Raw genomic sequence first — 21,759 nt, 5'->3', positions numbered from 1 at the left:
GGACGGGGAGCAGGAGCGCGCCACAGCTTAGCCTTACCTAACCTGCCGCACGAGAAGGCGGTCGCGGCGCGCCCGCGACCCCGTCTGCGACCCGATGTCCGGCGCCACAGGAATGGCTCCGGAGCGCCGCGCGTTGCTCCGGGAATGACGATCGAACCCGCAGTGCTCGAGGACGTCCTCTCCTCACTGGACGTGACGCTCGGCGAGCTCCGGCGGCGGACGCTCGCGCCGGGGGAGAGGCTCGTGCTCGCCGAGGGCGTCGTCGTGCTCGTCTACGTCGTCGACGGCGAGCTGACGGCCCTCGCCCCGGCCGGCGCCGCCTGCGAGCTCGACCTCGCGGCGGGCGACGCGGTGGCGGCCCCGCTGCCGCGCACTCTGCTGGCGGGCGACGCACTGCTGAGCTTCGGGCGGCGGGCGGCGGCGCTCGCGTCGACCTCGGGCGCCGGACTGATGGTCGTCGAGCTGCGGCTCGAGCCCGAGGCGTGCCTCCGGCCGCTGCCCGGTCTGGTGCTCGCCCCCGGTTTCGCCCGGCTCGAGCCCGCTGCGGCCGCCCTGGCGGCGCAGCTCGGCCCGCCCCGGGGCGGATCGGCGCGCTCGGGCGACCCGGTGATCTGCCGGCTGATGGTGCGGACGGTGCTGCTCTCGGTGGTGCGGGCGTGGGCGTCCGGCGAGGACGGCGGACCGCGCCCGCTCACCGGCGACGTCCACCTGGACCGGGTCGCGGCGGCGGTCGCCGACGACCCCGGGCGGGAGTGGACCGTCGATCGGCTGGCCAGCGCCGGAGCGATGTCGCGCACCGTGCTGACCGAGCGGTTCCGAGCCGCATTCGGGCGGACTCCGGCCGACTACGTCGCCGACGTGCGCATGCGGCGGGCGAAGGAGCTGCTGGAGCAGGGACGGACCGTGTCCGAGGCCGCCCGCGCGCTGGGCTACTCCTCGGACGACGGGTTCAGTCGGGCCTTCCGCCGTCACGTCGGCGTCGTGCCGTCGCTGTGGCGGGCGACCCGTCAGGAGGCCTGAGGCGCTCCGACGCGGCGTCGGGCCGCCGAGCCGAAGAGGGCGGCTCCCACGAGGAGCAGCACCGCGCCGATGGCGTAGTCGGCCTCGATCCCGACCGAGTCGACGAGGACCCCGCCGAGTCCCGCCGCGATGACGATCGCGGCCTGGAACCCGACGACCACCAGGCCCCCGCCGGCCTCGAGCCGGTCGGTCATCCGGTGGCCGACCCACGCGTTGACGATGATCAGCCACGAGGCGAAGAAGAAGCCCCAGACGCCCACCGCCACCGCGATCGCGACGACGGATCCGGGGAGCAGCAGCACCCCTCCGACCGCGACCGCGATGGCCACGGGCGCCACGATCCCGAAGACCGCGAAGGTGCGGTCGATGACGGAGCCGATCACGATGTTCCCGAGCAGCCCGCCGACCCCGAAGAGCGCCAGCAGGCCGACGACGGTCGCCGCGTCGGCGTCGGTGCGCTCGAGAGCGAGGCGGATGTAGGTGTACGCGAGGAAGTGGCCGAGGACGACGAGGACGTGGCCCGCGAAGCCCTGGCGCACTCCCGGGCGGCGCACGGTGTCGAGCAGGACGCCGAGCCCGGCTGACGCGGCGGCGGGCACGCGGGGCAGGAGGAGCCGCAGCGGCAGGGCGAGCAGCGCGGTGAGCGCGCCGATCACGACGAACGCCGCGCGCCAGTCGGTCAGCTCGCTCAGGATCACGCCCAGCGGCACTCCGGCGACGGTCGCGAGCGACAGCCCGGCGCTCGTGAACATGGTCGCTCGGCCCACCCGCTCCGGTCCCGCGACGCGGGCGACGACCGTGATCGACATCGACCAGAACGCGCTGATGGCCGCTCCGAGCAGGATCCGCGAGAGGAGCACCAGGGGGAGGGTCGGCGCGAGGGCGGCGAGCACGCTCGACGCTCCGGCGGCGACGGCGGTCCAGACCAGGAGGGTGCGGCGATCGAGCCCCGGGACGATCAGGCCGATGGTCGGGGCGACCAGGAGGCCGACGAACGCCGTCACGGTGACCGTCTGCCCGGCTTGACCCGGGGTGACGCCGAGACCGGCAGCCATCTCGGTGAGTACTCCGTTCGGCAGGAACTCGGCGGTGACGAGCAGGAAGCTGAGGAGCATCAGGACGACGAGGGGGACGACGGGGAGCCGCTGGGCCGTCGGCTCGGGGCGGACGACGGGGACGGAGGCGGTCGAGGTCATGAGGGAAGCATGGCGTGACGGCGCGCACGGCGCCCGACCGGACCACCGGGGGTTCCGACCGATCAGCCGGGGCGTGCGATTCCGGGCTCGTCGAGAGCGTTCCCGGGGCCTTCGCTCAGGCGGCCCCGGGATGATCGAGGCTGACACCCGACGGAAGGTCTTCTGTGAGCACTCTCAAGCGCATCCTCAGCATGGCGTCGAAGGCGCTCGACTCGAAGAGCTCCTCGAGCTCCACCGCGCGCCCCGCGTCCTCGAGCGGAGGGACGGACTGGCGCGATCTGGTCCGCACCGCCGCCGACAAGGTGACCGGCGATTCCCGTCCGGCGCCGCAGTACGGCGCTCCCGAGCACCGTCCCTCCACGCGCCCGCAGGACGCGCGTCCCGGTCGGCCCGTGGTCACGGCGGAGGACCGCGCCGCCATCGCCCGCTACGACTACCTCCTCCGCACCGCCGACCCCGAGCAGCTCGAGCAGGTGCACCGTGACGCGTTCGCGAAGCTGACGCCCGAGCAGCGCTCGCAGGTCGAGGCGCGACTGCGCGACGAGCTGCCCGCGAACGAGCAGCCGCGCTCCTCCGCCCCGGACGACCTCGCCAGGGCCGCCACCCGCGGCGAGGCGCAGAACCCCGGATTCCTGAAGAAGATGTTCTCGAAGCCCGGCACGCGCGGGGCCCTCGCGGGCGCCGGTGTCGGAGCCGCGGCGGGCCTGAGCCTCGGAGCCGCGGGCGGACTGCTGGCCGCGGTCGCCGGCGGCGCCGTGCTCAGCAGCGTCGGCGGCTCGCTCCTGCAGGGCGTCGACCTCGACGGGCTCGCCGGCTTCGGCGACCTCGGCGAGTTCGGCGACATCACGGGATCGGCGGGCGACGTCGTGTCGGGCGTCGGCGAGCAGGTGTCCGGTCTCGGCGAGCAGGTCTCGGACTTCTCGATGCCCGACCTCGGCGACCTGGGGTCGTTCTTCGACCGCTGATCCTCAGCCGCGGGTGCGGCGCCGCACGAGCAGTGCGGTGGCCGCGCCCGCGATGCCGAGCAGCAGCAGCGCCGCGCCCGTGATCGCGACCGCCGTCGTCGACCAGTCCGGCAGGACCTCGATCACCGTGCCGTCGAGCAGCGTCCACTCGCACGAGGTGCCGAGCGGCCACCAGGACCACGCGCCGCGCAGCAGTTCGCCCTCCTCGGCGGGCACACGGCCGACGCTCGCCCGGCACGCCGAGTCGAAGCCTGCACGCGCCAGCGTCGCGTACTGCAGGGGCACGAGCGCCAGGAGCGCGAGTCCCACGAGCGCGACGACACCCGCCGCGAGGGCCGCGAGGCGTCGCGGAGTGAGACGGCGACGGGTGCTCGGGCGGTCTCGGGGCTCGCTCATCCTCCGATCGTGCCACGCACCGGCTGGGGAACCGGTGGCCCCCAGCCCCCGGGCACGTACCCTCTCAGCATGGGGTTTCTCTTCTCGCTTCTGACCGTCGTGCTGATGGTCCTGGCGCTCGTGGACGTCGTGCGCCAGCCGGACAACGTCGTCCGCAACCTGCCCAAGATCGCCTGGATCCTGCTGATCGTGTTCATCCCGTTGATCGGCGTCACGATCTGGTTCCTGCTCGGTCACGAGTGGAAGCGCGGGGAGGGCGGCTCCTTCATCCCTGGAGGTAGGGCCCCGCGTCAGCGCCGTCGACCCGCCTCCCCGCAGACGATCGTCGTGCGTCCGCCGCAGAAGTCGACGGAGGAGCAGCTCGCGGATCTCGAGCGCGAGGAGGCGCACTACGCGCGGCTCGCCGAGGAGCAGCGGCGCCGGCTCGAGGGTGAGCGCCCGCAGGACGGCTGAGCGCGGTCCGCTCAGCCGGTGGTCGCGAGGTTCGATGCATTCCACTGGATCGAGGCGATCTTCGCCTGACCGGCCACGCTGGGGTGGAAGTAGTCGACCTTCCCGATCAGCGAGCTGGTGACGGGAGTGGCGGTCAGCGCGCCTCCGTCGTAGTCGCAGAGCGGACCGGCGGCGGTGCACGCGTTCTTGAGCGCCGTGTTGTACTGCGCCGTGCGGGTCTTCGCGGCGGCGGCCGAGGCCGCGGCGGCCGTCGTGCTCAAGCGCGCTCCGGTCGAGCTCACACCGCGGGTGGTGCGGCAGAGCTTGGCCGAGGACCACACGACCGCTCCGACACCGCTGCGGACGACCGACCACTCCGAGGCCACGTTCGGCATCGACGACAGCACGATCTTCGCGGTCGGCCACGTGGTGCGGATCGTCGAGATCGCGGTGGTCGCCGAGGCGCTGAAGGTGGAGGCGGGGGTCATCGTGTACCCGTCGGCGGCGACCTTGTTGTCGGGGGAGCAGAGGTCGTTGCCGCCGATGAGCAGGGTGACGACGTCGGGCTTCACTCCGGCCGCAGCGGCCGCGGCGATGCGCGCGGGCACCTGGGCGATGACATCGCCCGTCTTCGCGAAGTTGGCCGAGGTCACGGTGGTTCCCGGCTTCGCCGCACGCAGCCGCGCGGTGAAGGAGTTGACCGAGGAGGAGGTGCCGGTCGACCAGTTGTTGCTCGGGCAGTCTCCGAGCGATCCGCAGGTGCCGTAGGCGCGGGTGATCGAGTCGCCGAGCGCGAGGACCTTGAGCGTCGGAGTCGCCGCGGTGGCGGCGCTCGCCGGCACGAGGGCGGCGGTCAGGGCGAGGACAGCACCGGCGGCCAGGGCAGCGAGGCGGCTCCGGCGGGCGGATCGGGGCGGACGGGGGAGGAAGTGGCGCGGCATGGGGATCGCTCTCGGTCGGAGGCGACGGGGGCCGCCGAGGTCGACGCTAGATCCAGGGACCTCGGAAGCGTCATGCGGCCCTGACCCCAGAACGGCCGGAATGCACTTTCCTCAGCGTGTGGCAGGCATCCGGAGCACGTGCACGCGACTGACCGCCCAGGCCAGCGCCCCCGCGAGCACGAACGCCACCGCGATCGCCGCCACGTAGGCGGCCACCGAGCCGTAGCCGTTCGCCGGGTCGAGGAAGGGGTACGGCACCCAGCCGTCGGTCGCTCCGCGCACCAGCACGACGACCAGCCAGACGATCGGATAGACGACCACGACCCAGAGGCGGCGCCAGGGCAGCGGCGGTCGGTCGCCGATCAGCAGCCAGTCGAGCACTCCGTAGAGCGGGAACAGCACGTGCATCACCGTGTTGGCCCACGGGAGGGTGACGCCGCCCGCGAGTCCCGCGAGCAGCAGGTTGTAGACGACTCCGACGATCGCGATGTAGCCGGTGGCCGCTCCGCGGGCGAGGACCAGGCTCGAGCCCTGCGGCCGTCGCGCCAGCGAGAGCCCTGCGGTGATCAGCAGGATCACCGCGAGGAGGATGTTGCCCTGGATCGTGAAGAAGCCGAAGAAGTTGAGCGGGTTCAGCGGGGTGCGGGACGCGGTGTCGAGAGCGGTCGCGATGACGGCGGTCAGCACCGTGAGGGCGACGAGGATCCGGACGACGGCGACGGCGGATCTCATGGCGCTCCTTCGGGGGCGACGCGGCGCCGCTGGGGTCGAGGGTAGTCGTCCGAGGCAGGGTCCCGGTGAGCACGCGAGATCGTGGTCACCAGGCCCTAGCCTCGGGAGGTGCTCACGATCGGTGTCGACCTCGCGGCGGAGCCCGGCCGCACCGCCCGGGCCGCTGTGGAGTGGGCGGAGGGGCGCGCCGTCGTCCGCACCGTGGCGCTCGACTCCTCCGACGCCGAGATCGTCGAGCTCTCGCGCGGAGCCCGTGCGGTCGGCATCGACTGCGCGTTCGGCTGGCCGCTCGAGTTCGCCGCGTTCGTGCAGGCGCACACCCGGCGCGAGGTCGCTCCGCGGACCCTCGCCGGCCGCGACTGGCGCCGCCGACTCGCGTACCGCGAGACCGACCGCGCCGCACGCGAGGCGACCGGGCGCTGGCCGCTGAGTGTTTCGACCGACCGCCTGGGCATGACGGCGATGCGCTGCGCCGAGCTGCTCGAGGCCTTCGAGGCCGCCGGCGAGGACGTCGACCGGTCGGGAGGCGGACGCCTCGTCGAGGTCTACCCGGCGGCGGCGCTGCGCCACTGGCGGATCGACACCACCGGCTACAAGACCCGCCCCGAGGCCGTGCCGGCGGCCGTCGCCGCCCTGCGCCGCGCGGCTCCGTGGCTCGAGGGGCCGGCGGACGCGTTCGCGCTGATGGAGCGGTCGAACGATGCACTCGACGCGGTCGTCGCGGCGCTGAACGCGCGGGCCCACGCGCTCGGCGCGACCCTGCCGATCCCTCCGGAGCACCGCGACGCCGCCCGGGCGGAGGGCTGGATAGCGCTGCCGACCGGCGCCCTCGAGGATCTGGTCTAGACCCCGAGGTGGTCCAGCGCCGCGGCCAGCAGGGCCCTGTGCCCCGGCGAGCGGTACGACTCGGCCGTGTGGCCGAGGGCGTCGTAGACGGTGCGTCCGCCGCTCGGGCGCTCGAGGGCCCAGACGAGCGGATGCTCGACTCCGTCGTGCTCGTGCACGGCGAGCACCTCGGTGCCGTCCGCGATCTCGAGCCAGGAGTAGCGCTCGTCCTCCACGTCGAAGTCGGGAACGTCCTGCACGACCGGCCGGTCGCGGCGCACCCGGATCCGCGCCGGGCCGAAGTCCGGGTGCATAGTGACGTCCGGCACCCAGCGGCCGCCGAGCAGCTCCCGCCACTCCGGTGCGTCGGCGAAGCTCGTCGACGAGACGTGGAGGGCGAGGACCGGCAGGGTCGAGTCGCGCAGTCGGGCGAGACCGTCGTGCGCCGTCGTCGAGGAGGGAGAGGGGCTCCCGTCGCGGGGGAGGCCGACGTTCACGACGACGAGCCCCTGAAGCTCCTCCGCGAGAGCCTCCTCGACGTCCCCTCGAACCTCGACGCGGTGCCCGCGGGACGTCAGCAGGTCCGCGACGGCGGCGCTGGTCTCGCCGAATGCGTGCCAGGGGTCGCTGTAGCGGCCTTCCCCGCTCAGGAGCAGTGCGCGCACGGAGACGGGATCAGGCGGCCGGGATCTTCCGGCGGAGGGCGGAGGCCGCGATCTCGGCGGCGCGCTCGGCCTCCTCGACCGAGGCGAAGGGGCCGGTGGCGACGAAGGGGTCGGTGATGAGGCGGCGGTCGATCTCGAGCCGGAACCGGGGCAGCTCCGCCCCGGGGACGACGACGATCCGGACTCCGTTCCGGCTCCATCGCGCGGGTTGGATGATGGGTGTCTGTGTCATGGTGCTCTCCGCTTTCGCGTGTCGTAGCGCGTCCGGCTCTCGCCTCACCGCGCATGCCTCACGCTACGTCGGTCGGCTGCGAGCTCCCACGGGCTTGACCTCTCGGGGCGCCCGGAGTAGCAGCTCACTCCAGGCGGTCGAGCGTCTCGCTGATCGTGCGCAGGCACTGGATGAGGACGGCCATCTGCTTCGCGTCGAGGTCGGCGAGCACCTCGCCCTCGGCGTGCACCAGGTGCCGCATGGCCTCGTCGACGCGCTTCGTGCCGCGGGGCGTGAGCGACACGATCTTGCTCCGCGAGTCGGCGGCGTTCTGCTCGCGGACGAGGAGGCCGCGGGCTGCGAGCCGGTCGAGACGGTTCGCCAGGTTGCCGCTCGAGATGCCCAGGCGGGCGGCGAGCGCCGAGGGCGTGAGCCCGGACGCGCCGTTCTGCCGGAGCATCGAGAGCAGCTCGAACTCCCACGGCGCGAGGTCGCTGACCGCGAAGGCCTGGCGGCGGAACTCCTGCACCCGCGGGCTGAGGCGTCGGAGCCGGGAGACGACGTCGAGGGGCGCGAAGTCGAGGTCGGGCAGGGCGTCGGCCCAGGCGTCGATCACCAGGTCGACATCGTCGTCTTCACGCATCGCAGACGATTATCCCCGGCTCTGAGCGGCAGGGCGACCCGGCGCTGCCGTCCCGCCCGATCGAGGTGATCCTCGCGTCGCCGTCCGAGCCGAGGTGCTCCCGCGTTCGAGGGAGGCGAGCGCGCCGGCGACGGACATCCCGACCGCGGTGGGGCCGGTGCGCGACGCCTCCCGCGATACTGGGCGGGTGCCGGTCGTGATCCGCCCCTACCGCTCCTCCGACGCCTCGGCGACGCTGCAGGTGTTCCTCGACGCGGTGACCCGGACGGCCTCCGCCGACTACTCGCCCGAGCAGATCGAGGCCTGGGCGCGCCGTGAGGATCGCGATCTTGTCGACTGGGATCGCGCGCGCAGTGCGCGGGCGACCGTGGTCGCGGTCGTCGGCGGGGAAGTGGCCGGGTTCTCGGACGTCGACGCCGAGGGCTGGATCGACATGCTGTTCGTGTCACCGGAGCACGGTCGGCGCGGACTCGCGGCAGCGCTTCTCGCTCACGTCGAGTCGCTCGCCCGCGGGGAGCGCGCCGTCGCGCTCGGCACCGACGCGAGCCTCACCGCGCAGCCCTTCTTCGAGCGGCACGGGTTCGTGGTCGTCGAGCGGCGTCATCCGGTGCGCCGTGGCGTGGTGCTCGTGAACCACCGGATGCGGAAGCCGCTGGGCTGAGGCGTCGCTCGGAGCCGCCGTCGGATCCCGATCGCGTCGCCGCTGCGGACGAGGACGTCGTCACCAGCCGGTCGTCAGCACCTCGTCGAGCTGGTCGGCGAAGAAGTCGGCGCTCTCGCGGGTGAAGCACAGCGGCGGCTTGATCTTCAGCACGCACTGGCGATCCGAGGTCGGCTGCACGATCACGCCCCGCTCGCGCAGGCGCTCGCAGATCGCGCGGGTCTCCTCCGTCGCCGGCTCGAGCGTCTCGCGGTCGCGCACGAGCTCGAGCCCGAGGTAGAGCCCGTGCCCGTGCACGGCGCCGATCAGCGGGTGCCGCTCGGCCAGTTCCTCGAGCCGGCCGCGGAGGTGCGCTCCGACCGTACGGGCGTTCTCCTGCAGTCCCTCGCCCTCGAGCACATCGAGGACGGCCGTCCCGACGACCGAGCTGACAGGACTGCCTCCCGCGGAGGAGAAGAAGTAGCCCTGCGAGCGGTAGCGCTCGGCGATCGCGCGCGTCGTGATCACGGCGCCGAGCGGATGCCCGTTGCCCATCGCCTTCGCGACGGCCACCACGTCGGGCACCACTCCCTGCTGCTCGAAGCCCCAGAACCACTCGCCGAGCCTGCCGTAGCCGACCTGCACCTCGTCGGCGATGCAGAGCCCGCCGTGCTCGCGGACGGCGGCGTAGACGGCGGCGAGGTAGCCGTCGGGCAGCGGGATGCCGCCTGCGTTGCCGTAGTAGGTCTCGGCGATGAGGGCCCCGGGCGCCGCTCCCTCGGCGGCGAGGGCGTGGATCCGCTCGACCGCCTCCTCGGCGTACCGGAACGCCTCGGCACCGCGGTGGACTCCGCGGTAGCTGTTGGGCGCATCGAGGGTGTGCACCCACGACGGCCGGGTCTCGAGGGCTCCCGGGTTGTCGGCGACGGAGGTGGAGACCGCGTCCGAGAGCGCGGTCCAGCCGTGGTACGCCTCGCGGACCGCGAGCACGTCGTCGCGACCCGACCACGCACGGCCCAGGCGCAGCGCGAGGTCGGCCGCCTCCGATCCGCTGTTCACGAGCAGGACGGTGTCGAGCCCGTCGGGGAGGAGGGCCGCCAGGCGCTCGGCGAAGACGCCGACCGAGGGGTAGGAGAAGCGCGAGTTGGTGTTCAGGAGGCGCCACTGGCGCTCGACGCGCTCGGCGAGCAGGGGGTGCCCGTGCCCGATCGAGGTCACGTTGTTGAGCACGTCGAGGTGCACGCGCGCGGAGTCCTCGACGAGGTGCTCGCGCCAGCCGCGGAGCATCGTCGGCGGCTCCTCGAAGTAGTGCTCCTGCACGTCGGCGAGGTGCGCGAGCCGGCGGGGGAGGACCTCGCGGTCCGGCTCGGGCACGGGGACGGCGTGCCCCAGGATCAGGGGCGTCGCGTCGAGCAGCACGTCGAGCCAGGCGTCGGCCCAGGCGGGGCGGGCGAAAAGCGGAGGCTCGACCCCGTCGAGCGCACGCGGCAGCGCCTGCGCCCGCACGGCCGAGGGGATCCGGCCGATCGGGTCGCCGGCCGCGACGAGAGTCCCGGGCGGAGGGACGTCCTCGACGCCCTCGAGCAGCAGCCGCACCTCGGCGCCCCGCAGCACGAGGACGCCCGGAGGACCCGCCACGACCTCCGCGTCGAACGGAGCGACCGGGACGGCGGGCTCGGCGAGGTGCACCGCCACGTGCAGGGCGACCGTCTCGGGCTCGTGCGCCGAACGGGGCCGGCCCCGGGTCAGGCGGCGCTCGCCGTGGCGCAGGACCGCGGCCGGGGAGTCCCGCAGCGCCTCGGCGATCAGCGTCTCCTCGACGTCCGGCTCGAGCCACCGCCCGGCGTCGAGCAGCGGGCTCTCGGGCGAGAGGTCGAGGACGGCTGCGTCGATCGGCAGTGCCGGCGTGCTCGCCGGAGCCTGCCCGGCCGGTCCGCCGCGCCCGAGCGAGCGCCGCACCAGCGCCTGCAGCACGGGCAGGGGGGCGGCGAGCGCCCGTTCGAGGATCAGCTGCTCGTGCTCGAGGTTCTCGGCGGCGTAGGAGTTGCCCGGGTCGCCCGCGAGCACCTCGTGAGCGCTGACGACGAGCACGGCCGCCCGCAGCACGACGAGCGGCCAGAGCACCTCGACCTCGGCGTCGGACAGGGGTCGGAGGGCGTCGTAGGAGGCCGCGGCCCGCAGCACCGTCGTCGCGTCGGCGTCGGCGTGGTGCAGGAGCGAGGAGAGCGTGATCGCCAGCTCGCCCGCCGCCCATCCGGCTCCCAGATCGCCGAAGTCGATCACGCCGTCGGGCGCTCCGCCCTCGCCCGCCACGGTGTTGTCGTCGGTGAGGTCGCCGTGCACCAGCTGCACCGGCAGTTCCGCAGCGAGCGGCTCGACGACGGCGAGCGCCTGCTCGACCGCGGCGCGGATCACCCGGCCGGCGCGCCGGGGCACCCGCCCGATCAGGGCTTCGACCACCGCGCCGGCTCGCCGGAGGTCCCACTGACCGGGATCCTCCAGGCCCTCGAGCGGATGCTCGGCCAGCGCGGTGTCGACGCGCGCCGCGAGCGCGCCCATCGCCCGCACGACGGCGGGGGAGAGGTACCCGGATCCCGACAGGGTCCGACCGGGCACGAACTCGAGCACCCGCGCGGTGCACACCGCCTCGCCGAGCCGCAGCTCCTGCAAGGTCAGGCCGTCGCGGTCGGGCACCGCACGGGGCAGGCGCAGACCGGGCAGCTCCTCGACGAGCCGGGCGACCGCCTCCGTCTGCGCCGCGACCGTGGCGCGCGGGGTCGCGGGGTTCGCGACCTTGAGGAGCAGCCGGCTCCCGTCGCTCTCGACGAGCACGTTGCGGTCCTGGTTGCTCCCCAGATCGCGGAGCGAGCCCTCGACGCCGTACCGCTCGCGCAGCAGGTCGCGGGCGCGGCCGTGATCGAGCGCGGGAGGCGGCGGCGGGGCGACGGAGGAGGCGGGATCGACCGGCATGGCGGGGTCCTGTCGTGCGGAGGGATCGGGTGCGTCCATGATCCTCCCTCCGCCGCGGCACCCGCCGCATCGATCCCGCGGCTCGGTTCGCGCGCGGTCCCGATCAGGCGTGTGGAGGAGAGGGACGGACGTGCAGAACCTCCGCTGAGGACGACCCTCAGCCGCCATCGTGCGCGACGACCGTTCCCAGCCGAGGTTCCGCGCGAGCACCCTCAGCCCGCGTACGCCGCCGGGTCGAAGCGGCCGAGCTCCTCGCGGAACGCGAACGCGAAGTCCGGCCAGAGCAGCGTCAGCCGCCGCGACTCGGCGTCCACGTACCAGCTCTCGCAGCCGCCGTTCGTCCACACCGTGTCGGCGCTCAGCTCGTCGATCCGCGCGACGGAGGCGGCCTCCGCCTCGGCGCTGACCTCCAGCAGAGCGCCGCCCGAGCGGTCGCGGTGCTCGAGCGCGGCGAGCACGTAGGCGATCTGCGTCTCGATCATGTGCACGGCCGAGTTGTGGCCCAGGCTCGCGTTGGGGCCGTTCACGACGAACAGGTTCGGGAACCCGTGCACGGCCGTCGAGTCGCAGGCGCGCATCCCGTCGGCCCAGTGCTCGGCGAGCAGCAGGCCGCCGCGGCCGCGGATCCGCCGCGCGAACGGGGGCCGGGTGGAGTGGAAACCCGTGGCGAAGACGAGCACGTCGACCTCGTGCGCCCGGCCGTCGTCGCCGATCGCCGCGGAGCCGTCGAGGCGGCGCAGCGGACTCGGCACGACGTGCACGTGGTCCTGCGCGAGCGCGGGGTAGTAGTCGTCCGAGAGCAGCACGCGCTTGCAGCCGATCTCGTAGTCGGGGGTGAGCACCGCGCGCAGGGCGGGATCCGCGACCTGCGCCGTGAGGTGGTCGAGCGCCTCGGCGCGCAGGCGGTCGATCGCCGCCGGCACGCCCACGCGACCCGCGAAGCCGAGTTCCGCCCGCCAGAACAGCTCCTCCCGGAGCCGCTGCACCGCCCCGGGCACGCGCGCCAGCGCCCGCCGTTCGGCGAGCGGGTACTCCCGGTTCCGCCGCGGCACCACGTAGGGCGCGGAGCGCTGGAACAGCACCACGTCGGACGCCCGCTCCGCGAGGTGCGGCAGGATCTGCACCGCGGAGGCACCCGACCCGACGAGTCCGACCCGCGCGCCGTCGAGCTCGACGTCGTCGCGCCAGCGGGCGGAGTGGAACGCCGTGCCGGGGAACGCGTCGAGCCCCGGGATCGCGGGCAGGCGCGGCTCCGACAGCCTGCCCGCGCAGACCACGAGCACGGCCGCCGACCAGTCGCCGCGCGACGTGCGCACCCGCCACCGCTCCGACTCCTCGTCGAAGTCCATCGCGAGCACGTCCGTGCCGAGCCGCAGGTGCGCCTCGAGGCGCTCGCGCGCCACCACCGCCTCGAGGTACGCCTGGATCTCGGCGCCGGGCGCGTACAGCGCCGACCAGTCCGGTTCCGGGGCGAACGAGTAGGAGTAGAGGTGCGAGGGGATGTCGCACGACACGTTCGGGTAGTGGTTGTCGCGCCAGGTCCCGCCGACCCGATCGGCGCGCTCGAGGACCGCGAACGACGTACCGCCGCGGCGGGCGAGCAGTGCTGCGGCTCCGATGCCGGCGAAGCCCGCCCCGACGACGAGGACGTCGACCTCCTCGGCCATCAGACGCTCCTCCGGGGCAGGACCGAGCCCGGGGCGTCGCCCGAGGGATCGGCGAGGAAGTGCTCGAGCAGGGCGAGCAGCTCGGCCGGGCGCTCGGCGAGCACCGCGTGCCCGGAGTCGACCTCGGCGAAGCGGGCGTCGTCGATCGTGCCGAGCAGGGCGTGCGCCCCCTCGATCCCGACGACGGAGTCGGCCGTGCAGCCGACGACGAGCACCGGCACCCGGAGGCGCGCGGCGGCGTCGGAGACGTCGGCGCGGACGGCCGCGGCCAGCAGGACGTCCGCCTCCGGCTCGAACGGCGGCGTCCGCTCCGGGCCCAGCTCCGCGAGCGAGCGCACGGCGAGCACGCGGGAGAGGTCGGCGCGCGCCGCCGCGTCGACGGACTCCCAGAGGCGCGCGCTCGTGATCAGCCGCTCGGTCGGAGCGGCCCACCCGGCGACCAGGGCCAGCGCACGGATCCGCGGATCGGACTCCGCTGCCCGCACGGCGACCGCCGCTCCCAGCGAGTGGCCGACGACGACCGCCTCCTCGACCTGCAGCAGATCGAGCACGGCCGCGACCGCCGCGGGTCCGTCCTCCCACGGATCGGCGAGGTCGGCGAGTTCCAGAGCGGCGATGCGGCGCCGGCGCGCCAGCATCGGCAGCAGCAGCGCCGTATCCGCCCGCGCGCCCCGGCCCGGACCGGTGAGCAGCAGCACGGCGGGCCCGCTCCCGGCCGTCCACACCCGCACCGTGCGCCCGCCGACGAGCACCGACGACTCCGCCACGAGCGACGCCTGCCGCTCGAGGAACGCCGCTCGACGGCTCATGAGTCCCGGCACGTCATGAGGCGCGTCGCGCCTCGCGCAGCGGGAGCCGGACCCGCACCGGTGCGCCGGCCGCCGGGGCGTCGAGGCGCACCGCGCGCGCCGGGTCGACGACGCCGTAGTCGGTGGTCCGCTGGCGCCAGCCGCGCCCGATCTCGCGCGTCACCCGGTCGACCGTCGCGATGTCGAGCGAGCGGTGCGCCTCGGCGCCCGACTCCGGTCGGAGCACGCTGTCCAGGAGCAGCCCGCCGAGGTCGTCCGCGCCGCCGCGGAGGAGCACCTGCGCCGTGTGCAGCCCGACCTTGGTCCACGCCGTCTGCACGTGGTGGATCCGACCGTGCAGGAGCAGCCGCGCGACCGCGTGCACCGCCCGCGTCTCGCGCAGGGACGGGCCGCCGCGGGTGAGCGCGACGACCGCGGGAGGCGCCTCCGCCGGCACGAACGGCATCGCGATGACCTCGGTGAATCCGCCGGTCTCGTCCTGGATCGCGGCGAGAGTGCGCAGGTGCGCGATCTGCTGCTGCGGAGTCTCGACGTGGCCGTAGACCATCGTCGCGGTGGAGCGCAGGCCGTGGCGGTGCGCGGTCGTGACCGACTCGCGCCAAGCGGCGACGCTCGGATCCGTTCTTTCGCTGAGGACCGCGCGGACGCCGTCGTCGAGGATGCGCGCCGCGGTGCCCGGCACGCTCGCGACTCCGGCCTCGCGCAGCGCGTCGAGCATCTGGGGCACGGTGCGCCCGGTCCGCTCCGCGGCGTCGAGGATCTCGGCGGGGCGGAAGGCGTGCAGGTGCAGCGACGGCTGCCGCTCGTGCAGGGTCCGCGCGATGAGGAGGAGATCGTCCCCCGGGAGTCCCGGGGCGAGCGCCCCCTGGAGGCACAGTTCAGTGGCTCCGAACGAGACGGCCTCGTCGGCGAGCTCGCGCAGCGCCTCCTCGTCAAGGCCGGAGCGCCAGAGCGACGTGTCGATGTTCAGGTTCGCGACGACCGAGACGGTGTCGCCGACGACCGAGCGGCGCACGTCGTCGGCGAGAGCGGCGAGCGCGTCGAGGTCGTGGCCGTCCGCCGCGAGCAGCGCCAGGTAGTCGTCGTCCGACAGCCCCGCAGGATCCTCGGCGGCCCGCGCCAGGACCGGGGCGAGAGCGGAGGAGGGGACCGCGCGCGCGGGCGGATCCAACTCCTCGCGGTACGGCCGGGAGAGCACCGGCGCCGCCTCGTCGGCGAGCCACGACTCCGGATCGGCGAGGGCCCGCACGTACGGCGCCACCCGCGGGTCGATCCAGGTCGCCGCCTCCCGCAGGTACTGCGGATGCGCGGTGAGCCGCTCCCGGAGGCGGTACCCGGCCGCCGCGGTCAGCCGCGCGAGGTCGTCGATGTTCGGCCAGGGTCGCTCCGGATTCACGTGGTCCGCGGTCAGCGGGCTCACGCCGCCCCAGTCGTCGATGCCCGCGCGCACGAGCAGTCCGAGCTCCTGCTCGTCCGTGAGGTTCGGCGGCGCCTGGATCGTGGTGTCGGCGCCCATCACGAGCCGCGCGACGGCCACGTTCGCCACGTACTCCTGCAGCTCGAGGTCGACCTCGTTCTGCATCGCCGTCCGCGGCTTCGCGCGGAAGTTCTGCACGATGCACTCCTGCACGTGGCCCCACCGCTCGTGCGACTCGCGGATCGCGAACAGCGCGTCCGCCCGCTCCGCGTCGTCCTCGCCGATCCCCAGCAGCACGCCGGTGGTGAACGGCACGCGGCTGCGACCCGCGTCCTCGAGCACGCGGAGGCGCAGCGCCGGGTCCTTGTCCGGCGAGCCGTAGTGCACGCCGCCCTTCTCGGACCAGAGGCGCGTCGCGGTGGTCTCGAGCATCATGCCCATCGACGGGGCGACCGAGCGCAGACGCTGCAGCTCGGCCCACGACATCACTCCGGGGTTCAGGTGCGTGACCATGCCGGTCTCGCTCATCACCAGCACCGCCATCGCGCGGACGTACTCGAGGGTCGACGCGTAGCCGTGCTCGGCGAGCCAGGCGCGGGCGATCGGCCAGCGGTCCTCGGGCCGGTCGCCGAGGGTGAAGAGCGCCTCCTTGCAGCCCAGCGCCGCCCCCGCCCGCGCGACCTCGAGGATCTCCTCCGGCTCCATGAAGGTCGACTCGCGCTTGGCCGCGAGGCCGCCCGGCGTCTCGACGAACACGCAGTAGTGGCAGCGGTCGCGGCACAGCTTCGTCAGCGGCACGAACACCTTGCGCGAGTACGTGATCACTCCGGAGCGGCCTCGCCGGGCGAGCCCCTCGTCGCGCAGCGCGCCCGCGGCCGACAGCAGCAGCTCGAGGTCGTCGCCGCGCGCTCCGAGCAGGAGCTCGGCGCTCGCCCGGGTGATCGGCTCGCCGTGCGCGAGGCGGTCGAGGACGGTGGCCGTGGGGGAGGAGGTCATGCGGGTGGCGGCTCTTCCGGAGGGGTCGGCCGGCGCGGTGCCGGCGGGAGGGAGGGTGCTCAGAGCGCGCGCAGGCGCGGCGCGAGGTCGCTCTCGAACGCGTCGAAGAAGCGCTGCTGGTCGTCGCCGGGGGCGTGGAACACGAGGTGGGTGAAGCCCGCGTCGACGTAGGGCTTGATCTGCGCCACGGTCTCGTCGGGGTCGGAGCCCACGATCCAGCGCTTGGCGACCTGCTCGATCGGCAGCTCGTCGGCGGCGCGCTCCATGTCGACCGGATCGGTCAGCGAGTGCTTCTGCTCGGGAGTCAGCGAGAGCGGCGCCCAGAAGCGGGTGTTCTCGAGCGCGAGCGCCGGGTCGGGGTCGTAGGAGAGCTTGATCTCGATCATCCGGTCGATCGTCGAGGAGTCGCGTCCGCCGGCCGCCGCGCCCTCCTCGACGGCGGGCAGCAGCTTCTCGGTGTACAGCTCCATGCCCTTGCCGGACGTGCAGATGAAGCCGTTGCCGGCGCGTCCCGCGTACTTCGCGACGACCGGTCCGCCCGCGGCGATGTACACCGGCACTCCGCTCTCGGGCTTGTCGTAGATCGACGCCTCGTGGGTGGAGTAGTACTCGCCGTCGAACGAGACGCGGTCGCCCGCCCACAGCGCGCGCATCAGACGCACCGCCTCCCGCAGCCGCGCGAAGCGCTCCTTGAAGTCGGGCCAGGTCTGCTCGCCGGCGCCCTGGTAGCCGGTCGCGACCTCGTTCAGGGCCTCGCCCGTGCCGACGCCGAGCATGATGCGGTCGGGGTAGAGCACCCCGAGGGTGCCGAACGCCTGCGCGATCACGGCCGGGTTGTAGCGGTAGTGCGGTGTCATGACGGAGGTGCCGAGCCGGATGGTCGACGTCCGCTCGCCGGCCGCAGCGAGCCACGCGAGCGAGAACGGAGCGTGGCCGCCGGTGTGGCGCCACGGCTGGAAGTGGTCCGAGACCACCGCGCTCTCGAATCCGTGCCGTTCGGCGGCGACGGCGAGCTCGACGAGCTCCCGTGCTCCGAACTGCTCCGCCGACGCCTTGTACCCGAGCGTGATCGTCATCTGCAGCCTTCGTCAGTCAAGAGGGGACCGCTCTCGACCGGAGCCGAGCGGTCCCTCCATTCTGCGCCTGCGCGGAGGCCGATCGGGACGCTCAGTCCGACGCGGGCGAGATGTTGACCATCCACTCCACTCCGTAGCGGTCCACCAGCATGCCGAAGCGGTCGCCCCAGGGGGAGTCGGTGAGGGGCATCGGAGTCTCGCCGCCCTCGGCCAGCGCCGCGAACCAGCGGCTCAGCTCGGCGTCGTCCTCGCCGAAGAGAGCGATCTGGATCCGGCTGCCCTCCGACGCCGGCATGGCGCTCGGGCTGTCCGAGGCCATCAGCAGCAGGCCGTTGGGCAGAGTCAGCTGCGAGTGCATGAGGCGGTCCTGGTCGGCGGGGTCCTCGCTCGCCTGGAAGTCGGCGTACGTGCTGGCCTGCAGCTCGCCTCCGAACACGGAGCGGTAGAACTCCATCGCTTCGCGGGCGTTGCCGGCGAAGCCGATGTAGGGGCTGAGACTGGTGGCCACGGTGTCCTTCTTCCTGCTCGGGGTGCGATCGCGATCAGTCAATACCCGGCGGCGGAGGCGGGCAACGGTCAGACGAGCCCGATGCGGTCCGGAACGCTGAAGCGCACGTCCGGGAGCCACGACGCCGGGTCCGAGAACGGCCGCCCCTGGGGGAGCCGGCCCAGCAGCCGGCGGACGGCCCCGGGATCGGACGAGCTCGGCAGCACTCGCGCGGGCGCCGCGTGCGGGAGCACGCCCAGCCACCAGTGCTTCCAGTTCGCCGGCGCCGACTCCGGCTCGAGCACCACGTAGTAGTCGGGCAGGGCGGCCTCGCCGCGGCGGAAGACGCCGAGCGCGGTCTCGATCTCGACGTCGAGCGCGCCGTGCGTCGCCCGGTCCTCGAAGAACTCGATCCAGGCGTTCGCGACGTGCTCGAGCGGATCCGCGTCGTGCAGCAGATAGGTGGAGGCCGACGGGTGCGCGCCCGGGCCGGTGCCCGGACGGGCGTCGACGTTGGGCAGGGTGTCGAGGTCGCGCAGCAGGCCGTCGGTCCCCGGACCGACGAGCAGGACGACCGTGGCAGTGGAGCTCGGTGCTGTTCCCATGTCCGAGTCTAGGAACAGCCCCCACCCCGCGCGGAAGACCCGTCGTGTGACGGGTCCGTGACGATCTACTCCGTCTCGGCCTCGACGCGGGTGGGCGGGTTCGCCCCGGCGCGCGAGGTCGTGATGCCGGCGACCCGCGCCGCCCAGCGTCCGATCGCCCGCAGGGCGGGCTCGTCGAGCAGCATCCCGTTCGGCGCGCCGAGCCCCTGCCGGAACGCCTCGTCGAGGATCGCGCCCATCGCGGAGTCGCCGGCTCCGATCGTGTCGGCCACGACGATGCGGGCGGCCGGCACCGTCGCCCGGGCGACGGCGGACGCGAGGAGCAGTCCCTCCCCGCCGCGGGTGATGACGGCGAGCCGCGCGCCCAGGCCGAGGATCCGGGTGAGCACCTCGTCGAGCTGCACCGTGGGGTAGAGCCACTCGGCGTCCTCGTCGCTGAGCTTCACGATCTCGCACGAGGCGGCGACCCGCTCGAAGCGCGCGAGCGCCGCGGCGTGCGGGCCGACCAGGGCCGGACGGATGTTCGCGTCCACGCTCGCGGTCGTGCCGGCCGGCAGCGCCTCCAGCAGGTCGAGGATCGCGGATCCGCCGGGCTCGAGGTAGACGGCGATCGAGCCGGTGTGCACGTGCCCGAAGGGCGTCGGGTCTGCGGCGGGCGGGTTCCACGACAGGTCGAACTCGTACTCCGCCGAGCCGTCGGGCCGGATCCGGGCCTTCGCGGTCGAGGTGCGGGGAGCGTCGCCGTGCACGACGCTCACCCCCGAGGCGCCGAGGTGCTCGCCGATGCGGCGTCCGCGCTCGTCGTCGGCGATGTCGGTGACGAGGGTCGCGTCGCGTCCGAGTCGCGCCAGGGTGAGCGCGACGTTGGCGGGCGAGCCGCCGACGTGCTCGCTGCTCGCGCCGTCGCGCTCGACGATGTCGATCAGCGCTTCGCCGACGACGAGGATCCGGGGTGCTGCCGACTCGCGGCCGTCCGTGCTGGGCATCCGCCCATCATGCCGGTAGACGGCGTCCGAGGCACAGCGGCGGTCGGGAGCGCCGCTCAGCTGCGTGCGACGCCCTCCGCGAGCACCTCGTCCACGGTCGTCAGCTCGATCAGCGGCGCGTAGAGCGCCATCGCGTCCAGCGCGCGCCGGTGGTCCGTCTCGGAGGCGCCCGCGCACGCGTCCTGGACGACGCGCACGCGCACCCCCGCGTCCGCCGCCGCCAGCGCCGTCGACAGCACGCAGCAGTCCGTCGACACCCCGGTCAGCACGATCTCGCGCGAGTCGTCGAGCAGCGCCTCGAGCTCGGGCCCCCACTTGCCGAACGTCGTCGCCGTGAGCACCCGGTGACCGTCGAAGCCGGGCACGAGGGCGTAGAGCGGATCGCCGTCCGGCACGAGCGCGAACGGCCAGTCCCGGTAGTACGGCACCCAGGCGCCCTGCGGCTCGGTCGGCGCGGTGAACCGGGTGGTCACGACCCGGTCGCCGAAGAGGGGGAGGAGCCGCGCCGTCCCGGCGGCCGCCCGCGCGAACTCCGACGACCCCCACGGCGAGTCCGCGTCGGCGAAGACGTGCTGCAGGTCGATCGCGACGAGCAGGCTCACGCGCGCGACTCCTGCCGGCGCACGCTCGCCGAGGACGAGACGAGAGCGCCGACGAACCCGATCACGAGCGCCGCGAGGACTCCGAGGTTGGCGTAGGCCCACTCGCCCTCGCGTCCGCCGATCGGCCCGAGCAGGTAGCCCTCCCAGCCGAAGCCGGGCGAGGAGTTGACCACGAGGCCCCAGCCGATCACCGAGCCGACCACCACGAGCAGCACCGGCGCGATCGAGACGCTGCCGTAGCGGCCCCGCGCGTCGTAGAGCGCCTCCTGGTCATAGTCGCGGCGACGGAGGAGGAGGTCGGCGAGGAACACGCCCAGCCACGCGGCGATCGGCACGCCCAGCGTGATCAGGAAGCCCTGGAACGGGCCGAGGAAGTCGCCCGCGACGAACACGACGTAGATCGCGCCGAGCACCATCAGCACCCCGTCGATGCCGGCGGCGACCGGTCGCGAGACCTTGAGCCCGGTGCTGAGAAGTGCGAGGCCCGAGGAGTAGATGTCCATGACCGCGCCGCCGATGAGTCCGAGCAGGGCCACGACGATGAACGGGAGGAGGAACCAGGTCGGCAGGATCGTCGCGAGCGCGCCGATCGGGTCGGCCGCGATCGCGTCCGACAGCTCCTGCGACGAGCCGGCGAGCAGGAGGCCCACCACCACGAGGACGACCGGGGCCACCGCGCCGCCGATGGTCGTCCAGGCGATCACTCCGCCGGTCCCCGCCGTGCGCGGCAGGTAGCGGGAGTAGTCGGCCGCCGCGTTCACCCAGCCCAGTCCGAAGCCGGTCATCATGAACACGAGTCCGCCGATCACGGCGCCGGCCGAGCCGGAGGGCAGGCTCGCGACCGCGCCGAGGTCGATGTCGTCGAGCACGAGGGCGACGTAGACCACCGTGAGCACGCCGGTGGCGACGGTGATCGCGAGCTGGAGGCGCATGATCAGGCGGAAGCCCACGACCCCGGCGATCACGATCAGCGCGGCCACCACGATCAGCGCGACGACCTTCGTCAGCACTCCGCCGTCCCAGCCGAACTCCTCGAAGACGGTGGCGGTCGCGAGCACGGCGAGCGAGGCGAGCACGGTCTCCCAGCCCACGGTGAGCAGCCAGGAGATCACGGAGACCAGGCGGTTGCCGTTCACCCCGAACGAGGCGCGGCTGAGCACCATCGTCGGCGCGGAGCCGCGCTTGCCCGCCACGGCGACGAACCCGCAGAAGAGGAAGGACACGACGATGCCGATGACGGCGACGGCGGTGGCCTGCGCGAAGGAGAGGCCGAATCCGAGCAGGAACGAGCCGTAGCTCAGGCCCAGCACCGACACGTTCGCCGCGAACCACGGCCAGAACAGGTCGCGCGGGCGGCCGTGCCGCTCCGACTCCTGGATCGTGTCGAGGCCGTTGAGCTCGATGCCGCCGGCGGGGCGGACGGGAGTCTGGTCGGGAGAGGTCATCGCATCCAACGTTCTCGCGCGGGCGACCGGCGC

Annotated in this window: 22 protein-coding genes; 5 read left to right on the top strand and 17 right to left on the bottom strand. The window is 73.8% G+C overall.

Annotation, left to right across the window (positions count from 1 at the left end; translation table 11 throughout):
* Nucleotides 1-144 precede the first annotated feature (144 nt).
* Nucleotides 145-1,020, top strand: a complete 876-nt coding sequence (locus tag LRG51_RS19505; protein ID WP_268966564.1) for a helix-turn-helix transcriptional regulator — start codon at nucleotides 145-147, stop codon at nucleotides 1,018-1,020.
* Here the strand turns inward: LRG51_RS19505 and LRG51_RS05920 are convergent.
* Complete coding sequence (locus LRG51_RS05920) at nucleotides 1,008-2,216, bottom strand: MFS transporter (RefSeq protein WP_230671661.1); 1,209 nt, start codon at nucleotides 2,214-2,216, stop codon at nucleotides 1,008-1,010. The genes LRG51_RS19505 and LRG51_RS05920 overlap by 13 nt on opposite strands.
* A gap of 164 nt (nucleotides 2,217-2,380) precedes the next feature.
* On the opposite strand from LRG51_RS05920, the gene LRG51_RS05915 reads away from it, so the two are divergent.
* Nucleotides 2,381-3,181 (top strand): hypothetical protein, encoded by an 801-nt coding sequence (locus tag LRG51_RS05915; RefSeq protein WP_055787799.1) that lies wholly within the window; start codon nucleotides 2,381-2,383, stop codon nucleotides 3,179-3,181.
* Between the two features lie 3 nt (nucleotides 3,182-3,184).
* Here LRG51_RS05915 and LRG51_RS05910 read toward each other — a convergent pair whose 3' ends face one another.
* Nucleotides 3,185-3,577: a hypothetical protein gene (locus LRG51_RS05910; RefSeq protein ID WP_230671659.1), complete on the bottom strand. Its 393-nt coding sequence runs from the start codon at nucleotides 3,575-3,577 to the stop codon at nucleotides 3,185-3,187.
* Between the two features lie 69 nt (nucleotides 3,578-3,646).
* Here LRG51_RS05910 and LRG51_RS05905 point away from each other — a divergent pair, with 69 nt between their 5' ends.
* Nucleotides 3,647-4,030, top strand: a complete 384-nt coding sequence (locus tag LRG51_RS05905; protein ID WP_055787805.1) for a PLD nuclease N-terminal domain-containing protein — start codon at nucleotides 3,647-3,649, stop codon at nucleotides 4,028-4,030.
* 11 nt (nucleotides 4,031-4,041) lie between these two features.
* Here the strand turns inward: LRG51_RS05905 and LRG51_RS05900 are convergent, their stop codons facing one another.
* Together LRG51_RS05900 and LRG51_RS05895 are read right to left on the bottom strand one after the other, a co-directional pair.
* Nucleotides 4,042-4,950, bottom strand: coding sequence for an SGNH/GDSL hydrolase family protein (locus tag LRG51_RS05900; RefSeq protein ID WP_230671657.1), 909 nt, complete (start codon nucleotides 4,948-4,950; stop codon nucleotides 4,042-4,044).
* 111 nt (nucleotides 4,951-5,061) lie between these two features.
* Nucleotides 5,062-5,682 (bottom strand): Pr6Pr family membrane protein, encoded by a 621-nt coding sequence (locus LRG51_RS05895; RefSeq protein WP_230671655.1) that lies wholly within the window; start codon nucleotides 5,680-5,682, stop codon nucleotides 5,062-5,064.
* Between the two features lie 108 nt (nucleotides 5,683-5,790).
* On the opposite strand from LRG51_RS05895, the gene LRG51_RS05890 reads away from it, so the two are divergent.
* Entirely contained in the window at nucleotides 5,791-6,528 is a 738-nt protein-coding gene (locus LRG51_RS05890) for a DUF429 domain-containing protein (RefSeq protein WP_230671653.1), read from the top strand.
* Here LRG51_RS05890 and LRG51_RS05885 read toward each other — a convergent pair.
* The 3 genes from LRG51_RS05885 to LRG51_RS05875 all read right to left on the bottom strand — a co-directional run bounded on the left by LRG51_RS05885 (nucleotide 6,525) and on the right by LRG51_RS05875 (nucleotide 8,026).
* Nucleotides 6,525-7,172 (bottom strand): ThuA domain-containing protein, encoded by a 648-nt coding sequence (locus tag LRG51_RS05885; protein WP_230671651.1) that lies wholly within the window; start codon nucleotides 7,170-7,172, stop codon nucleotides 6,525-6,527. The two genes, LRG51_RS05890 and LRG51_RS05885, sit on opposite strands and share 4 nt — an antisense overlap.
* 10 nt (nucleotides 7,173-7,182) lie before the next feature.
* The gene (locus tag LRG51_RS05880; protein WP_055787819.1) at nucleotides 7,183-7,404 is read right to left on the bottom strand and encodes a hypothetical protein; all 222 of its coding nucleotides are present in this window, start codon (nucleotides 7,402-7,404) and stop codon (nucleotides 7,183-7,185) included.
* Between the two features lie 124 nt (nucleotides 7,405-7,528).
* The gene (locus tag LRG51_RS05875; RefSeq protein ID WP_077221758.1) at nucleotides 7,529-8,026 is read right to left on the bottom strand and encodes a MarR family winged helix-turn-helix transcriptional regulator; all 498 of its coding nucleotides are present in this window, start codon (nucleotides 8,024-8,026) and stop codon (nucleotides 7,529-7,531) included.
* Nucleotides 8,027-8,213: 187 nt separating this feature from the next.
* On the opposite strand from LRG51_RS05875, the gene LRG51_RS05870 reads away from it, so the two are divergent.
* Nucleotides 8,214-8,687: a GNAT family N-acetyltransferase gene (locus LRG51_RS05870; RefSeq protein ID WP_055787824.1), complete on the top strand. Its 474-nt coding sequence runs from the start codon at nucleotides 8,214-8,216 to the stop codon at nucleotides 8,685-8,687.
* A gap of 60 nt (nucleotides 8,688-8,747) precedes the next feature.
* Here LRG51_RS05870 and LRG51_RS05865 read toward each other — a convergent pair whose 3' ends face one another.
* From LRG51_RS05865 to LRG51_RS05820, 10 genes are all read right to left on the bottom strand, one after another.
* Nucleotides 8,748-11,675, bottom strand: coding sequence for an aminotransferase (locus LRG51_RS05865; protein WP_230671649.1), 2,928 nt, complete (start codon nucleotides 11,673-11,675; stop codon nucleotides 8,748-8,750).
* Nucleotides 11,676-11,848: 173 nt separating this feature from the next.
* Nucleotides 11,849-13,303, bottom strand: coding sequence for a flavin-containing monooxygenase (locus tag LRG51_RS05860; protein WP_230671647.1), 1,455 nt, complete (start codon nucleotides 13,301-13,303; stop codon nucleotides 11,849-11,851).
* Nucleotides 13,303-14,112, bottom strand: a complete 810-nt coding sequence (locus tag LRG51_RS05855; RefSeq protein WP_230671645.1) for an alpha/beta fold hydrolase — start codon at nucleotides 14,110-14,112, stop codon at nucleotides 13,303-13,305. Before LRG51_RS05855 ends, LRG51_RS05860 begins: the two co-directional genes overlap by 1 nt.
* 13 nt (nucleotides 14,113-14,125) lie before the next feature.
* Nucleotides 14,126-16,525 (bottom strand): 7,8-didemethyl-8-hydroxy-5-deazariboflavin synthase CofG, encoded by a 2,400-nt coding sequence (gene cofG / locus LRG51_RS05850; protein ID WP_082481005.1) that lies wholly within the window; start codon nucleotides 16,523-16,525, stop codon nucleotides 14,126-14,128.
* Between the two features lie 59 nt (nucleotides 16,526-16,584).
* Complete coding sequence (fgd, locus tag LRG51_RS05845) at nucleotides 16,585-17,601, bottom strand: glucose-6-phosphate dehydrogenase (coenzyme-F420) (protein ID WP_230671643.1); 1,017 nt, start codon at nucleotides 17,599-17,601, stop codon at nucleotides 16,585-16,587.
* A 91-nt stretch (nucleotides 17,602-17,692) separates the two neighbouring features.
* Nucleotides 17,693-18,109, bottom strand: coding sequence for a VOC family protein (locus LRG51_RS05840; RefSeq protein ID WP_055787840.1), 417 nt, complete (start codon nucleotides 18,107-18,109; stop codon nucleotides 17,693-17,695).
* Between the two features lie 68 nt (nucleotides 18,110-18,177).
* Nucleotides 18,178-18,693 (bottom strand): hypothetical protein, encoded by a 516-nt coding sequence (locus tag LRG51_RS05835; RefSeq protein WP_230671641.1) that lies wholly within the window; start codon nucleotides 18,691-18,693, stop codon nucleotides 18,178-18,180.
* Between the two features lie 65 nt (nucleotides 18,694-18,758).
* On the bottom strand, nucleotides 18,759-19,679 hold the full coding sequence (locus LRG51_RS05830) for a carbohydrate kinase family protein (protein WP_230671639.1): 921 nt from the start codon (nucleotides 19,677-19,679) through the stop codon (nucleotides 18,759-18,761).
* 56 nt (nucleotides 19,680-19,735) lie between these two features.
* Entirely contained in the window at nucleotides 19,736-20,281 is a 546-nt protein-coding gene (locus LRG51_RS05825) for a cysteine hydrolase family protein (protein WP_107574756.1), read from the bottom strand.
* A complete protein-coding gene (locus LRG51_RS05820) occupies nucleotides 20,278-21,726 on the bottom strand; it encodes a purine-cytosine permease family protein (protein WP_107574757.1) in 1,449 nt (482 codons plus the stop codon). Before LRG51_RS05820 ends, LRG51_RS05825 begins: the two co-directional genes overlap by 4 nt.
* Nucleotides 21,727-21,759: the final 33 nt, after the last annotated feature.

The sequence above is a fragment of the Rathayibacter sp. Leaf248 genome (assembly GCF_920939495.1).
Classification (GTDB): Bacteria; Actinomycetota; Actinomycetes; order Actinomycetales; family Microbacteriaceae; genus Rathayibacter; species Rathayibacter caricis.
This window is presented reverse-complemented; position numbering and strand designations above follow the sequence as displayed.